At 72.0% G+C, this 15,166-nt stretch carries 13 protein-coding genes; 5 read left to right on the top strand and 8 right to left on the bottom strand.

The window, feature by feature from the left end:
* Positions 1 to 1,224 (bottom strand): aminotransferase class III-fold pyridoxal phosphate-dependent enzyme, encoded by a 1,224-nt coding sequence (locus ACTOQ1_RS10895; RefSeq protein WP_440066140.1) that lies wholly within the window; start codon positions 1,222 to 1,224, stop codon positions 1 to 3.
* Positions 1,225 to 1,324: 100 nt separating this feature from the next.
* Entirely contained in the window at positions 1,325 to 2,257 is a 933-nt protein-coding gene (locus ACTOQ1_RS10890) for a carbohydrate kinase family protein (RefSeq protein WP_440066139.1), read from the bottom strand.
* An 81-nt stretch (positions 2,258 to 2,338) separates the two neighbouring features.
* Between ACTOQ1_RS10890 and ACTOQ1_RS10885 the strand changes: the two genes are divergently transcribed.
* Positions 2,339 to 2,938: a TetR/AcrR family transcriptional regulator gene (locus ACTOQ1_RS10885; RefSeq protein WP_440066138.1), complete on the top strand. Its 600-nt coding sequence runs from the start codon at positions 2,339 to 2,341 to the stop codon at positions 2,936 to 2,938.
* Between the two features lie 15 nt (positions 2,939 to 2,953).
* Here the strand turns inward: ACTOQ1_RS10885 and ACTOQ1_RS10880 are convergent, their stop codons facing one another.
* Positions 2,954 to 3,742: a serine/threonine-protein kinase gene (locus tag ACTOQ1_RS10880; protein ID WP_440066137.1), complete on the bottom strand. Its 789-nt coding sequence runs from the start codon at positions 3,740 to 3,742 to the stop codon at positions 2,954 to 2,956.
* A 120-nt stretch (positions 3,743 to 3,862) separates the two neighbouring features.
* Here ACTOQ1_RS10880 and ACTOQ1_RS10875 point away from each other — a divergent pair, with 120 nt between their 5' ends.
* Positions 3,863 to 5,926 (top strand): cation:proton antiporter, encoded by a 2,064-nt coding sequence (locus ACTOQ1_RS10875; protein WP_440066543.1) that lies wholly within the window; start codon positions 3,863 to 3,865, stop codon positions 5,924 to 5,926.
* A gap of 210 nt (positions 5,927 to 6,136) precedes the next feature.
* Here ACTOQ1_RS10875 and ACTOQ1_RS10870 read toward each other — a convergent pair whose 3' ends face one another.
* From ACTOQ1_RS10870 to ACTOQ1_RS10855, 4 genes are all read right to left on the bottom strand, one after another.
* Positions 6,137 to 7,618: an FHA domain-containing protein gene (locus tag ACTOQ1_RS10870; protein ID WP_440066136.1), complete on the bottom strand. Its 1,482-nt coding sequence runs from the start codon at positions 7,616 to 7,618 to the stop codon at positions 6,137 to 6,139.
* Positions 7,615 to 8,049 carry a hypothetical protein gene (locus ACTOQ1_RS10865; RefSeq protein WP_440066135.1) on the bottom strand — a complete coding sequence of 145 codons (435 nt, stop codon included), beginning with the start codon at positions 8,047 to 8,049 and terminating at the stop codon, positions 7,615 to 7,617. The genes ACTOQ1_RS10870 and ACTOQ1_RS10865 overlap by 4 nt, the downstream gene beginning before the upstream one ends.
* A 12-nt stretch (positions 8,050 to 8,061) precedes the next feature.
* Complete coding sequence (locus ACTOQ1_RS10860) at positions 8,062 to 9,597, bottom strand: hypothetical protein (protein ID WP_440066134.1); 1,536 nt, start codon at positions 9,595 to 9,597, stop codon at positions 8,062 to 8,064.
* A 156-nt stretch (positions 9,598 to 9,753) separates the two neighbouring features.
* Positions 9,754 to 10,845, bottom strand: coding sequence for a site-2 protease family protein (locus ACTOQ1_RS10855; RefSeq protein WP_440066541.1), 1,092 nt, complete (start codon positions 10,843 to 10,845; stop codon positions 9,754 to 9,756).
* Between the two features lie 168 nt (positions 10,846 to 11,013).
* Between ACTOQ1_RS10855 and ACTOQ1_RS10850 the strand changes: the two genes are divergently transcribed.
* The 3 genes from ACTOQ1_RS10850 to ACTOQ1_RS10840 all read left to right on the top strand — a co-directional run bounded on the left by ACTOQ1_RS10850 (position 11,014) and on the right by ACTOQ1_RS10840 (position 14,060).
* The gene (locus ACTOQ1_RS10850) at positions 11,014 to 11,892 is read left to right on the top strand and encodes a RecB family exonuclease (RefSeq protein WP_362686060.1); all 879 of its coding nucleotides are present in this window, start codon (positions 11,014 to 11,016) and stop codon (positions 11,890 to 11,892) included.
* A 228-nt stretch (positions 11,893 to 12,120) separates the two neighbouring features.
* Positions 12,121 to 13,377 carry a sensor histidine kinase gene (locus ACTOQ1_RS10845; protein ID WP_440066133.1) on the top strand — a complete coding sequence of 419 codons (1,257 nt, stop codon included), beginning with the start codon at positions 12,121 to 12,123 and terminating at the stop codon, positions 13,375 to 13,377.
* The gene (locus ACTOQ1_RS10840) at positions 13,377 to 14,060 is read left to right on the top strand and encodes a response regulator transcription factor (RefSeq protein WP_350967820.1); all 684 of its coding nucleotides are present in this window, start codon (positions 13,377 to 13,379) and stop codon (positions 14,058 to 14,060) included. Before ACTOQ1_RS10845 ends, ACTOQ1_RS10840 begins: the two co-directional genes overlap by 1 nt.
* Positions 14,061 to 14,118: 58 nt before the next feature.
* Here ACTOQ1_RS10840 and ACTOQ1_RS10835 read toward each other — a convergent pair whose 3' ends face one another.
* Positions 14,119 to 15,135: an ABC transporter ATP-binding protein gene (locus tag ACTOQ1_RS10835; RefSeq protein ID WP_440066132.1), complete on the bottom strand. Its 1,017-nt coding sequence runs from the start codon at positions 15,133 to 15,135 to the stop codon at positions 14,119 to 14,121.
* Positions 15,136 to 15,166: the final 31 nt, after the last annotated feature.

Below are 15,166 nucleotides of genomic sequence, written 5' to 3'. Positions count from 1 at the left end.
TCAGTCGGCGCCGAAGCGGGCCCTGAGCTTGGCGTAGGCGGCGTCGGTGCCCTGCAGCGCCCGGTCGATGTCGGCGTCGGTGTGGGCGGCCGACAGGAACCAGTTGTGCCAGGGGTGGAGGTATACCCCCTCCTCCAGGCAGGCCTCGGCCCAGAACATGCCCTTGTCCAGCGTCGCGTCGCCCTCGAAGGAGAGCCACGGGATCTGGACCGGCCCCGTCTGGTTGACCGTGAAACCGTGGGAGGCGGCCTGGGCGGCGAGCCCCTCGCGCAGGCGGGTGCCCGCGCGCTCCATCAGCGCGATGCCGTCGACGGCGCGCAGCGTCTCGATCGTGGCCTTGGCCGCGGCCATCGGGGCGGCGTTGAACCAGAAGGAGCCGGTGGAGTAGAGCGTCTGGGCCGGCCCCCGCAGGGAGTCCACCCCGGTGACGGCGGCGATCGGGTGGCCGTTGGCCATGGCCTTGCTGAAGGCGTACAGGTCGGGGCGCACGCCCAGGGGCTCCCAGGAGCCGCCCAGGTCGATCCGCCAGCCCCCCCGCACGTCGTCGATCACCAGCGCGGCGCCGATCCGGTCGGCCAGGGCCCGCACCCCCCGGGCGAACTCCGCGGCGACGAGCTCCTGGTCCTCGAACGAGTCGTGCTTGAACGGCGTCACGATGATCGCGGCGACGTCGCCCTCCGCCTGAGCCGCGGCGGCCTCGACGCTGGCGAGGTCGTTGTAGGTGAACTCGACCAGGTCCGCGCGCTCGTTGGGGGTGGTCCCCGCCGTGCCGGGCGTGCACCACGGGTCGGACCCGTGGTAGGCGCCGTGCGCCATGAGGACCTTGGTCCTGCCGGTGGCGGCGCGGGCGACCATCAGCGCCTGGGTGGTGGCGTCGGTGCCGTTCTTGGAGAACATCACCCAGTCGGCCTGCGGGACGGTCTCCACCAGCAGCTCGGCGAGCTCCACGTAGACGGGACCGGGGCCGTTGAGGCAGTCGCCCGCGGCGAGCTGGGCCGCGACGGCGCTCTCGACGGCGGGATGGCGGTGGCCGAGCACCACGGGCCCCCAGGAACACATGAGATCGACGTACTCGCGCCCGTCGGCGTCACGCTGGCGGCACCCCTCGCCCCCGACGAAGAACTGCGGGTAGGCGGGACCGTGCAGGGCCGCGTTGAGATGGCCGTACATGCCGCCGGGGACGACCTTGGCGGCCCGCTCCCTGAGTTTGGCGTCGATGGACATGCGTCGTCCTTTCACCTCTGGGTTCACGTCTGGATGCGTTCGGGCGGTTCGACACCGCTCCCGCCGCCCTTTTCCGGCCCGGAGGCCGCGGGCGGCGGGGTCACTTCCCGTCTCGGAGCTCCCGCGCCCCGTCCAGGCCCGCGTCCGAGCCGAGGCCTCCGGCGACGCGGGCGGCCAGCGCGGTGCCGAGCCGGGCGGCGCCGGCCACGTCGCGGCCGTCGACCAGACCGGCGACGAACCCCGCGCAGTAGGCGTCGCCGCACCCGGTGGTGTCGACCACCGGCACGTCGAGGGCGGGTACGCGGGTGAGGCCCTCCGCGTCGGCGATCAGGCTCCCGTCCGCGCCGAGCGTGACCAGGACGGCCGAGGGGCCCTCCGGCAGCAGGGCCAGCAGGGACAGCGCGGCCTCCTCCACGTCGCCCCCCTCGCCCGCGCCGCTCATCAGCAGCGCCTGCTCCTCGTTGGGCAGGAGGTAGTCGACGTGCGGCAGGAAGCCGCGCACCCCCTGCATGAGGTCGGGCATGTTGGACAGCAGGTCCATGGTCACGATCGTGCCCGCCGCCCGGGCCTCGTCCAGCAGCGCGTAGAACGCGGGGTCGTACAGGCCCCAGGTGACGTCCATGCCGCCCAGGTGCACGACCCGCGCGCCGAGGACGGCCTCGCGGGCGACGTCGGCGGTGGACAGGCCCAGGTTGGCGCCGGGCACGTGGAAGGACGGGCGGCCGCCGTCGGGACGGATCGGCAGGATCGAGGCCGCGGTCTGCTCCCCCGGCCTGCGGACGACCCCGGTCACGTCGACCCCGCGCCGCTTCATCATCATGACGAGCAGGTCTCCGAGCTCGTCGTCGCCGATCGCCCCCACCGAGGCCACCGGGACGCCGAGCGCGGCCAGATCGACGGCGGTCGCGGCGGCGGCGCCCGCGGCGGTGACGCGGATCTGCTCCAGCAGGTGGGTGTCCTGCCCGGCGGGGATCGACTCCACCGGTCTGGCGAGCACGTCCACGATGTGCACGCCGAGGGTGACGACGGTCATAGTGAGTCCTCCTCGTGTCTTCAGCGGATAATAGACGGGCGCCCGACTAAAATGTCAACGAATCCATTCGAAAGGGACAAGGTGCCGAAGATCGTCAATCACCGCGAGCGCCGCGAGGAGGTCGTCGAGGCCGCGCGGCGCATCATCCTGCGCGAGGGGATCGAGGCCGCCACGACCAGGGCCATCGCCAGGGAGGCCGGTTACTCCAACGGTGTGCTGACCCACTACTTCGCCGACAAGGACGACATCATGTTGTCGGCGCTGCGGTCCTCGCACCGGCGCATCGTGGAACGCCTGCGCGGCAAGCTGGCCGGTCTCACCGGGCTGGCCGCGCTGCGCGAACTCCTCCTCGACAACCTTCCGCTGGACGACGAGCGCGCCGCGGAGAGCGGCCTGGAGATCGGCTTCTGGAGCCGCAGCATGACCAGCCCGGCGATGCTGGAGGCGCAGCGCGCCGAGGCAGAGGAACTGCGCTATCTGGTACGCAGCCTGCTCGGCGCGGCGGCCGGCGGCGGGGAGATCGCCACCTCCGACGACCTCGACGACGTCACCGAGCGGCTGCTCGCCCTCGTCGACGGGCTGAGCGCGCACCACCTGCTCTATCCGGACAGGCTCGGCGCCGCGCGCCTGGAACGGATGCTCGACGCCGAGCTGGACCGCCTGCGCCCCACCGGCGGGTAGGGCCGGGAAACACCCTCAGGGCAGCAGCGCGTAAAGCCGGTCGGCCACTCCCCTGGCGGTGGGCCGCTTGGCCGCGTCGCCGAGGCAGGACTGGACCAGGTCCGACAGCTCGGGCTCCAGGCCCGGGTCGATCGACGGCGGCGTGCTGTTCAGCCTGCGCAGGGTCAGCAGCGGGTCGTGGGTGGGCAGCTCCCCGTAGAGCCCGTTGCCGCTCACCGCCCAGTGCAGCGTCGCGCCCAGCGACCACACGTCCCCCGCGGGGCTGGGGGTCTCCCCCTGCAGCAGCATGGGGTCGGTGAACTCCGCCGATGCGATGTCGCCCATCCCGGTCACCGTCGCGCCCGGCGTCAGCACCTGCGACAGGCCCAGGTCCGAGAGCTTGCCGCCGTCGTCGGTGAGCAGCACGTTTCCGGGACGGATGTCGCGGTGGACGATCCCCTCCTCGTGCAGCGCCTGCGCCGCGTGGGAGACGCAGGCGATCGAGCGCAGCACCCGCTCGCGCGAGGGGCGCTCCGCGGGACGCGCCAGCGAGCCGCCCGGCAGGTACTCCATCGAGTAGTAGAACACCCCGCCCTGCTGCCCGGCGTCGTAGAGCCGCACCAGATAGGGCGAGCGCACCGCGGCGAACGCCTTCAACTCCCTCGTGGCGCGCCGGAACGCGTCGTTCCCGGTGCCGCCCACCACCTTCACCGCGACCAGGTCCGCCTCGACGGGCAACCGTTCCGGCCGCTTCGCCACGTAGAACTCGCCGTGGTTGCCCGCCCCCAGTGAGCGGACGAACTCGTAGTCGGCGATGCCTTCCACCAACGGTCTCCCTCCATGCCCGCGCGACGTTCGCGACGACATTCGCCACACGGTAACGTCGCCCTCGACATTCTCGGGGCTTTTCTTTGCTTACGGAAAGCGTGCCGCCACGTGCTCCATATGGACCTGCTCCTGCTCGACCTCGTCATCGTCCTCGCGGCGGCCCGGCTGTTCGGAGCGCTGGCCAGGCGACTCGGCCAGCCGCCGGTCATCGGCGAGATCGTGGCGGGCATCCTGCTCGGCCCCACCCTGCTGGGCCCCCTGATCGGCGACGAGCTGTTCGGCCCCGAGATGCGGCCCCCGCTGCAGGCTCTGGCCAACGTCGGCCTCGTATTGTTCATGTTCGTCGTCGGCCTGGAGCTGGACCAGAAGCTGGTCAGGGGCAAGGGCCGGATCGCGGTGACCGTGGCGCTCGGCTCGACGGTGGTGCCGTTCGTCCTGGGGTGCGTGCTCGCGCTGGCCATCGCGGGCGAGCACGTGGGCGGCGACAGGACCCTGCCGTTCGTGCTGTTCATGGGCGCGGCGATGGCCGCCACCGCGTTCCCGGTGCTGGCCAGGATCCTCACCGACCGGGGAATGCAGCGCATCACCCTCGGCGGCCTCGCCCTGGCCTCGGCCGCCGTCATCGACGTGCTCGCCTGGACCGTCCTGGCGGTGGTGGTGGGCATCGCCGGGGCGGGAGAGGCCGAGGGGCAGTGGAAGGTCCTGCTCGCCCTGCCGTACGCGCTGGTGATGTTCCTGGTGGTCAAGCCGCTGCTGGCCCGCCTGGTGCCCGCCTACGAGAGGGCGGGGCGGCTCACGCCCGGACTGCTCTCGCTGGTGCTCATCGGCCTGATCGGGTCGGCCTGGGCCACCGAGTGGATGCACGTCCACTTCATCTTCGGGGCGTTCGTGTTCGGCACGGTGATGCCCCGCGAGGGGGCCGAGCGGCTCAACCACGAGATCCTGGAGCGGCTGGAGCAGCTCGCCGTGCTGCTGCTGTTGCCGATGTTCTTCGTGGTGGCGGGCCTCAACGTCAACCTGCGCGAGCTCGACCTGTCCAGCCTCGGCACCCTCGCCGCGATCCTCGCCGTCGCGATCGGCGGCAAGGTGCTCGGCTCCTACGCCGCCGCCCGGACGCAGCGGCTGCCCGCCCGGCAGTCCTGGACGCTGGCCGCCCTGCTCAACACGCGGGGGCTCACCGAGATCGTCATCCTCACCGTCGGCCTGCAGAAGGGCGTGCTCGACGACGAGCTGTACTCGCTGATGGTGGTCATGGCCCTGGTCACGACCGCGATGACCGGCCCGCTGGTGCGCAGGCTCTACCCCGACCGGCGGGTGGCCCGCGACATCGCCGACGCCGAACGCGCCGCCCTCGGGGTGACCGCCGCCCACCGGGTGCTGGTGATCGTGCCGGAGCCTCCCGCCGAGCAGGCCCCGCTGGTCGGCCTGGCCACCACCCTGGCTCTGGCGAAAACCCCGTCCGAGGTGGTCCTGGGCCACCTGCGCCCCTACCCTGCGGGCCGCCTGGAGGTCGGCAGCGGCCTCTCCTCGGAACTGGCCGAGCTGGCCGAGACCCTTCAGGAGCTGGAGACGCTGGCCGCCACGGCCCGCGAGCGCGGCTCGGACAGCAGGGTGGTGAGCCGGTTCAGCGCGGACGTGGCGGGCGAGCTGCCGGGGCTGGCCTCCGGCGCCCTTCCCGACCTGCTGGTGCTGCCCGCCGGTGTCCCCGGCCACGCCGGTGTGCGCGACGGCGCCACCTGCCGCGTGGTGACCGTGGCGGGGACCGGCTCACCGTCCGAGTCGTTCCCGTCGTCCCCGCCCCTGTCCCCGTTCGGGCAGGCCGGGCCCGGCTCAATGCCCGGCTCAGTGCCGGGGCCGGTGGCGGTGCACCACGGCCCGGGAGGCGACGCGGCCGCCCACGTGGCGCTCACCCTCGCGACGCTGCAGGGACGTCCCCTGGTCCTCACCGGGGGAAACCGGGCCTCGGCACTGGCCCATCGGCTGGTCAGGCTCGGGGTGGAGGCCACCTCGGGCCCGGTCCCGGAAGGCGCGCTGGTCGTGGCCGCCGACACCGCGAACGCCCCGGAAGGCGCCCACCTGCTGGTCCGCGCCGAGCAGGACGCCGACCCGGTCGACTGGGCCGAGGCCGTCTCCGCCCTGCGCGCACAGGTCACACCGGTCGCACCGGTCGTGCGGCCCTGACCGCCCTCCTGCCCCGGGGACACCGGGAAAGCCCGAGGAGACCGGGAGGCCCGGGAACACCGGGAAACGGCGCCCCGGGAACGGCGGCTCCCTTGGAAGAGCCCGGAGAACACGCCGGGCGGCACGGCCGTGGCCGTGCCGCCCGGAAGGCGCGAGACGTTCCCAGCCGTAGGCGTTCCCAGCGACGGGCGCTCCCAGCGGCAGGCGTCCTCAGCGGTTGCGGTGCGACTCGTAGCGCATGGTGCGCGAGACGCCGATCCGCACGGTGGTGCCGGGCAGGATCGCGACCGGCTCGTTCGGCGGGATGTCGTAGAAGTTGGGGTCGCCGGGCGGCTGGATCTGGGTGCCGTTGACCGACCCCAGGTCGACCAGGTTGACATCCCAGCCGTCCAGCGCCACCCGCAGGTGACGCCGGGAGACCGAGCCGTCGGGGCTGGTGACCTTGGCCGGGCGCACCGAGCCGTCGGCCACCTCGGGAGCCCGCTCGGGGTCGCGGCCCACCAGGTAGTCGGTGTCGAGCCGCAGCGTCAGGCCGTCGTCCAGGAGCAGCACCCCCAGCGGCGGGCGCGGCCCCTTGTAGGGGACGAGGGTGCGCTGGACCAGCGCGATCCCGCAGACCGCGCAGTAGGGCACGCGAGGGTCGTTGAAGTGGTCGTTCTTGCAGTCGACCCCGTAGACCAGCGGCCGCGACTCGGGCTCGGCCGCGGGAGCGGAAGGCTCGTTCCCCGGCGGCGACCCCCCGGGCGTCAGCAGCTCGTACTCGAACGGCTGGTCGCGCACGTCGATGGGGTCCCCGCCCATCCCGCTCGCCATGGCGGTGTCGACGTCCTCGTGGTGGACGACCGCGGGGGCGGGCCCGGTGGAGGGACCGCCGGAATGGCCGCCCGGGTGGCCGGGAGAGGAGAGCGGGCCCTGTGCGGGCATCGGCTCGGAGTGCCACCCCTGCGGCTGCGGCTCGCGCCGCGGCTCCACCGGCGGGGCGACCGGGGGGTAGGGCTCGGCCGGGCCCATCGGGTAGGGCGCGGGCGGGGCGGCCTCCGGGGGCGCCGACCACTCGGGGGGCGCCGACCGCTCGGGCGGCGCGGGCATCGGGGTGGGCGCGGGGGCCGCGGGCTCCATCCGGGGCGCGGCGTGCTGGACGTTCTGCTGGGCGTGCTGCCCCCGGGGCGCGGCGGACTCCGTCTGCGGCACGGCCCGCGGCACGGCCCGCGGGGCGGCACCCGCCTCGGTCGGGTCACACCGGACCCCGCCCGCGACGATCACCCCGGCGTCCAGCCGGGACAGCGGATGCGCGTCCCCGGCGTCGGGCAGGCGCAGCTCCACCCGGGTCACCGGGCCGGGGACCAACCGGTCGGACCAGGTGAGCGCGTCACGGCCGGCGAGCTGGATCTCACCGTTCGCGCCGGTCACCGACGCGAACGCCGGGCCGCTGACCAGGACGGCCACTCCCCCGCTGACGGGACCGGCGACGGCGCACGCCACCGGCTCGCCCATCATGACGGCGAGGATCTGGGCGACCCGGCGGGCCAGCGCCCGGCCGTCGCCGCCGGAGGCCGCGGTCTCCCGCAGCGCCCCCAGCAGATCCTCGACGACGGCCTCGGCCGCATCGCACACCAGCAGCAGGCCACCCTCGTGGGCCACCAGCCCGTTGCCCGGAAGCGGACGCACCACCCCGAAGCCCTGGTCGGTCACAGAACTCTCCCTCCCCGGAAACGCCACCGGATGAACGGCACCCTCATGGGGCCGTTCGTCACCAACCAGATGCATACCCAGACGACGGTGAAGTGCGTCCAGAAGGCGGCAGGCGGGACCGGATCGATGAAATCAACTGCACCGGACCGTAGCAAAAAGTACAGCACAAGACCTTCGGGCACGAGCGTCAGCAAGCCGAAGAGGGTCGGCCAGTCCTTCTCCCATCTGAACTGCATCAGGAAGTGGTATATCAGCTCCCAGACGACCCCCAGCACGGCCACCGCCGCGATGACGAGGAGGCCGTTGACGTAGCGGCCGGAGAGCGACCCGGAACCGGGAAGCAGCGGAACGATCAGCAGGGTGATGACCACGCCGACGGTGGCGAGCATGAAAAGGCGCGTCTGAATACGGCCCAGCAGGGTCGGAACCACGGGAATTGCTCCTTACACCGGCGAGTTGCGGGCCCATTTGAACCACTGCGAGGTCGACCGCAGCGGCCCCATCTTCTTGACGAATCCCCGCCTCGCCAGGTCGTCGGCTATCTCCTGGGCCGCGATCTGCAGGCCGAGGAAGGTGTCGACGCCGGGGAAGTAGCCGCCGAGCGTGGCCGACCCCGAGGCGTAGAGGGCGCCGTCGCCGCTGGCCGTCCCCTTCACCTCGAAGTGGCGCTCCACGTCCAGCCTGCCCACCGGGTTGCGGCCCGCCCCGCCGTACTGGAGCAGGTCCGCGAAGATCCGGTGCTCGGCGATGTCGGCCTCGAGGCCCGTGCAGTCGATGATGTAGTCGGACACCGGCTCCCTGACGATGCCGTCGCCGCTGCGCACGTAGCTGACGAGCCGCCCGTCGCGGCTCTGCTCCACGCGGTCGACGGTGCCCTGCACGGCGTGGTAGTAGCCGCCGCCGCGGCCCGCCCGCATCTGCTCCTGCCAGCGCCGCCTGAAGGGGGTGTTGGTGCCGCCCATCTCCTTGTACTTCTTCGCCCGCTCGGGGCCCTCCAGCTTGCGCATCTGCGCCTTGAGCTGGCCGCCCCATACCGACTTGGGATAGTTGAAGCCCTGGTAGGCCCAGCCGTCCCCGCCCTTGCGGCGCGACCAGACGTGCGGGCCGTGCGAGCCGCTGACGAACGTGCGGAAGATGTGGATGATCTGGGTCTGCAGGTTGTACTTCTCCCGGTCGTCGAACAGCCGCTGGAGCACCCGGGAGGCGACGATGCCGCCGCCGCGGATGACCACGGTGCCCGGCCGGGTCTTCAGGAACTCGTACACCTGCTCGTGCGGCTCGTAGGCGTTGACGACGTGCTGGTAGTCACCGTGCTTGGTGCGGAACTCCTGCAGGTCGGGCAGGAACTTCAGGCCCGGGTAGCCGATCGCGACGTGCACGAAGCGCGAGCGGAAGATGATGCGCTTGGTCGGCGCCGCGCCGTCGGGCGGGGTGACCACGGTGAAGTAGCCGCCGCCCGCCCTGCGGCGGATCATCCGCACCTGGCCCTTGACCAGCATGTCCCAGTAGTCGATGCGCCTGGCCTCGCGTTCGAGGTTCTCGAAGACGGTGCCGGCGCGCGGGGTCCAGTAGTCGTTCAGGAGCGGCTCGGTGAGGATCTGCCACAGGTACGACGGCCTCTTCTCCTTCCACGCCTCTTCCAGGGCGTAGGAGGGGAATCCCCACAGGTTGTCCGGGCGGGAGGAGGAGTCGGAGCGGATCCGCTCCCCCCGGGGGATCTGCGAGCACCTGGTGAGGAACTCGTAGGTCTGCCACGGGTGGTCGATGTTGGACACCACCCGCATCTGCGAGGTGGGAACGCCGTAGATCCTCAGGTAGTCGAGCGTCACGAAGGACCCCATGCCGCCGCCGACCGTGAGGAACGGGATGTCGTACATGGGGATGCCCGCGGCCGCGACCATCTGGTCGGTCCATTCGGGGGCGCCGAGGAGATCCGGCGTCAGATCGCCGGCCGGAGCCGGCGTGTGGGGGGGTGCCAATTGACGTCCCTTAAGCTACTTGGCCGGCCCGTTCGCCGGCCAAAACACTGATCCTGGTTTGTGCCGAAAACGAGGGGACGAACACATGATCCTCTCCTGCCGTCCCCGTCATCGGCGAGTATCCAGTGAGACGCCTGTGAACCACATGTGGTTCGCTTAAACCCCGCTGAATACGCGGTTCACGTCCGAGGTCGCGAGCACGCCGAAGATCTCGCCGCCGCGCTCCACCAGGAGATACTCCCCCGCCGGGGACTCGCGCATGGCGTCGATCAGCGGCTCCCCCTCCAGGTCGGCGGCGAGCACCAGCGACGGCTCCAGGCTGCGCGCCAGCGAACCCGCCGTCACCCAGGGGCGGCGGCTCTCCGGGGTGGCCTCCACCGCGACCTCGTTGACGATGCCCGTGGGGTGGCCCTCGTGGTCGACCACCACCATCGCCCCCGCCCGCGCCTCCGCGGCCCGGCGCAGGGCCTCGGCCAGCGGCACGTCGCCGGTCACCGCGATGGCCCGCCTGGCCAGGGCGCGGGCGTTGACCTCGGGGATGCGGGCCCGCACGCGGGCGCCGCGCAGCGCCTGGGTGGCGCCGAACCAGATGAAGGCGGCCAGCAGCATAAACCAGACGATCATGGTCGTCTCCGGCTCCTGCCCGGCCACCAGCGGCAGGCCGACAGGCAGCACGACCAGGGCGACGGCCAGCACCCGGCCCGCCCAGGCCGCCGCGATCGTGCCGGAGACCGGCTTACGGGTGATCTTCCAGATGCCCGCCCGCAGCATGCGCCCGCCGTCGAGCGGCAGTCCCGGCAGCAGGTTGAAGATCCCGACCAGCAGGTTGGCGAGCCAGAGCTGGAAGACCAGGACGCCGGCGATCGTGCCGGGGTCGATGACGTAGGAGGCGGCGAAGCCGAGCGCGGCCAGCCCGAGCGAGAGCAGCGGCCCGGCGAAGGCCACCATGAACTCCCTGCCGGGGGTCTCCGGCTCGCGTTCGATCTCCGAGACGCCGCCGAGCAGGTAGAGCGTGATGCGCCGTACCGGCAGGCCGTACATCCTGGCCACCACGCAGTGCGCCAGCTCGTGCAGCAGCACCGAGACGTACAGCAGCACCGCGAAGACGAACGCGACGACGTACGTGAGCGGGGTGCTCAGGTCGGGCAGCCGGTAGGCCACCACGCTCTGGAACGAGTAGGTGATGAAGGCCGCCACGATGAACCAGGTCGGCGAGACGTAGATCGGAATGCCGAACGGGCGGCCCATCCGCAGCCCTGGATTGTCCTGGCGTGGGCTGTCGCTGCTCACCGCTGGCTCACCATTCCTCGTTCCCTCCACCCTCAGGCCTCGATGGTACGCGCCATCGGGCCTCCGGCAGACGCCACGAGGCCGCCTCGGGCACAAACTGTCGTCACCGTGACCTACAGTGCGGTCATGTCGCTGACCGAGCCCACGATCGTCGGAGCCCTCTCGCCGTCGCGCGCGGGTGACTTCATGACGTGCCCGCTGCTCTACCGTTTCCGGGTGATCGACCGGCTTCCCGAGCCGCCGTCGCCCGCCGCGGTGCGCGGCACCATGGTCCACTCGGTGCTGGAGCGCCTGTACGACCTGCCCGCCCCTGAGCGCACGGTCTCCGCGGCCCAGGACCTGCTGGAGCCGCAGTGGCGCAGGCTCCAGGAGGAGGATCCGTCGTACGCCGGCATGTTCACCGGCGACGACGACCGCGCCGAGTGGCTGGCCCAGGCCCGTGCCATGCTGGAGCGTTACTTCACCCTTGAGGACCCCACCTGCCTGGAGCCCGCCGAGCGGGAGCTCTACGTGGAGGCGGTGCTCGGCAGCGGCCTGATGCTGCGAGGCTACATCGACCGGCTGGACGTGGCGCCCACCGGCGAGGTCCGCGTCGTCGACTACAAGACCGGCAGCGCCCCGGGGCCCGCCTTCGAGGCCAAGGCGCTGTTCCAGATGAAGTTCTACGCGCTGGTCCTGTGGCGGTTGCGCGGCTCGGTGCCCCGCATGCTCCAGCTGATGTATCTCGGGGGCGGCGGCGAGGTCCTGCGCTACATCCCCGACGAGGCCGACCTGCTGGCCACCGAGCGCAAGGTCCAGGCCCTGTGGCAGGCCATCGAGCGGGCCCTGGAGACGGGCGAGTGGCGCTCTCGGCCCAGCAGGCTGTGCGGCTGGTGCAGCTACAAGGATCTGTGCCCGGAGTTCGGCGGCACTCCCCCGCCCGTTCCCGAGCGGCAGCCCGGCGACACCGTCCGCAGCAACCGGCGCCCCGCCAGGACCTCGAGGGCGGCCACCGACGAGCTGTGACGTGCTCTCCTGCCCGGACTTCCCGCGCGGCCTCACGGCGCTCTCCCCGGCCCGATCTCCGCGGCCTCACGGCGTTCCACGAACCGGTCCCGGCGCGGCCTTCGGGTGCTCCACGAACCGGTCCGGCGCGGCCTTCAGGCGTTCCGCGGGGCGGATCCTTCGCGGGGATGAGGGCGATATCCACCTCTGGCAGGGTGGCGCCGGAGGAAGGGCGCCTAAATTGATTGTGTGCGCAACACCATCGGCAGCCTTCGGACGTGGTTCCGCGGGCACCCGCTGATTCCCGACGCGATCTTCGGTGGAGCGCTGGCCGCCGCCTCGGTCCCCTTCGCCCACGCGGCCCACGTCCTCGGCGACCCCGACCGCCTCAGGACGCCCGACGCGATGGGCCTCGGCCTGGTCGTGGCGGGCTGCCTGTCGGTGGCGCTGCGCCGCCACCGGCCGTTCCTGGTGCTCTTCCTGGTCTGCGTGGCCGAGGTCACGCTGGCCTCCACGGGACGCAACCCCTCCCTGCTCTGGCTCGTCACCCTGGTGCTGGTCTACACGATCGCCGCCGGGCGCGGCCTGGCGCTCAGCCTGTGCGCCCCGGCGCTGGCCCTCACCGGTCACCTCCTGTCGTCGGCGGCGGGCGGCGGGTTCGCCGGGCTCGGCGGGTGGAGCGGTCACCTGCTGATGGCCGTGTTCACCGCCTCCCTGTGGATCGCCGGCCGGAGCGTGCGGTTGCGCCGCGCCTACCAGGCGGAGCTGCGCGACCGGGCACGGCGCATGGAACGCGCCCGGGAGGCCGACACCCGGGCGGCCAGGGCCGAGGAGCGTTCCCGCATCGCCCGTGAGCTGCACGACGTGGTCGCCCACCACGTGAGCGTGATGACCGTGCAGGCCGCGGCGGCGCGGCGGGTGCTGGCCAGCAACCCCGACGGGGCGAGGGAGGCCCTGTCGGCGATCGAGAAGCTCGGCCGGACCGCGATGTCGGAGATGCGCAGCATGGTGGGCGTGCTCAGGACCGACGGGACACCCGCCGAGCGCAACCCGCAGCCGGGGGTGCGCGAGATCCCGGCCCTGGTCGACCAGATGCGCGAGGCGGGGTTGCGGACGCAGCTGTGGATCGACGACGAGCGGGACACCCCGGGCGCGACAGGAACGTCAGGGCCGGACGGAACGGAGGGAACGGGGAGAAAACTGCCCCCCGGTGTCGACCTGGCCGCGTACAGACTGGTCCAGGAGGCCCTGACCAACAGCCTGCGGCACGCGGGGCCGCAGGCGCGGGCCTGGGTGACGGTACGGCACGAGCCGGGCGAGCTGGCCGTCCAGGTCGAGGACGACGGCCTCGGCCCGGCGGCGCGCGACGCGGACGAGGAGGTGACCGGGCACGGATTGGCGGGCATCCGGGAACGTGTCGCCCTCTATGGTGGACTTCTGAGGATCGGCCCGCGCGACGGGGGCGGATTCGAGGTCAATGCCCGGTTCCCCCTCAAGGACACGTGATGACGATCAGAGTGCTGCTGGTGGACGACCAGCCGCTGCTGCGCACGGGCTTCCGCCTGATCCTGGAGGCCGAGCCCGATCTGACGGTGGTCGGCGAGGCGGGGGACGGCAAGGCCGCGCAGGACCAGTCGCGGGCGCTGCTGCCCGACGTGGTGCTGATGGACATCCGGATGCCGGGGGTGGACGGCATCGAGGCGACCCGCAGGATCGTGCGGGAGGCCACCGCGGGCGCGCACGTGCCGCGGGTGCTGGTGCTGACGACCTTCGACCTCGACGAGTACATCGTGGAGGCGCTGCGCGCCGGGGCGAGCGGGTTCCTGCTCAAGGACGTGCCGCCCGAGGAGCTGGTGCAGGCCATCCGGGTGGTGGCGGCGGGCGACGCCATCGTCGCGCCGAGCGTCACCAGGCGGCTGCTGGACAAGTTCGGCGCGCACCTGCCCTCGGCGCACCAGCAGTCGACCCCCGCGCGCCTGGACCGGCTGACCGAGCGCGAGCTGGAGGTGCTCCGGCTGATCGCCAAGGGCATGTCCAACGCGGAGATCGCCGCCCAGCTGGTGGTGAGCGAGACGACGGTCAAGACCCACGTCGGCAACGTGCTCACCAAGCTGGGCCTGCGCGACCGCGTCCAGGCCGTCGTCCTCGCGTACGAGACCGGCCTGATCACGCCGGGCGCGCTGCCCTGACCCCCCGGACGCGACCCGCCCGCACGGAGACTCCGTACGGGCGGGGTGCGGCGAGTGGTCAGCCGGAGACGAGCTGCGGGGGCGCCTGCTCGGTGGGGGCGTTCTCCGGGAAGTGGCAGGCGACCTGGTGACCCGGGGCCAGCGTCGCCAGCGGCGGCTCCACCGTCTTGCAGATCTCCTGGGCCTTCCAGCACCGGGTGTGGAACCGGCAGGCGGGCGGCGGGTTGAGCGGGCTGGGCACGTCGCCCTGGAGGCGGATACGCTCGCGGTCCTTGCGCCGGGCCGGGTCGGGGACGGGCACCGCGGACATCAGCGCGGTGGTGTACGGGTGCATGGGCGACTCGTACAGGTCCTTGCGGTCGGCCAACTCGACGATCTTGCCGAGATACATGACCGCCACCCGGTCGCTGATGTGCCGGACCACCGACAGGTCGTGCGCGATGACCACATAGGTCAGGTCGAGCTCGTCCTGGAGGTCCTCCAGGAGGTTGACCACCTGGGCCTGGATCGACACGTCCAGCGCGGACACCGGCTCGTCGGCGATGATGAGCTTGGGCTTGAGGGCGAGCGTGCGGGCGATGCCGATGCGCTGGCGCTGGCCGCCGGAGAACTCGTGCGGGTAGCGGTTGTAGTGCTCGGGGTTGAGCCCGACCAGCTCCAGGATCTCCTGGACCGCCTTCTTGGTGCCCTGCTCGGTCTGGATCCCCTGGATGCGGAACGGCGCGCCGACGATGGCGCCGACCGTGTGGCGGGGGTTGAGCGAGGAGTAGGGATCCTGGAAGATGATCTGCACGTCGCGCCGGAGGGGCCGGATCTTGGACTGCGACATGTGAGTGATGTCGTGCCCCTCGAAGACGATCTTCCCGCCGGTCGGCTCGATGAGCCTGGTGATCATGCGACCGGTCGTGGTCTTGCCACAGCCGGACTCACCCACCAGGCCGAGGGTCTCACCCTTGCGGACGTCGAAGCTGATCCCGTCGACCGCTTTGACCGCGCCGACCTGGCGTTTGAACAAACCCTTGGTTACCGGGAAGTGCTTCTCCAGCCCTTGCACTGACAGAATTGACTCGGTCACAGACTTTCCGTTCGTCGAACGCGCGGCCGGG

Source organism: Streptosporangium sp. OZ121 (assembly GCF_051918885.1).
Lineage (GTDB): Bacteria > Actinomycetota > Actinomycetes > Streptosporangiales > Streptosporangiaceae > Streptosporangium.
The sequence above is the reverse complement of the archived record's forward strand: the minus strand, read 5'-3'. Positions and strand labels throughout refer to the sequence as shown.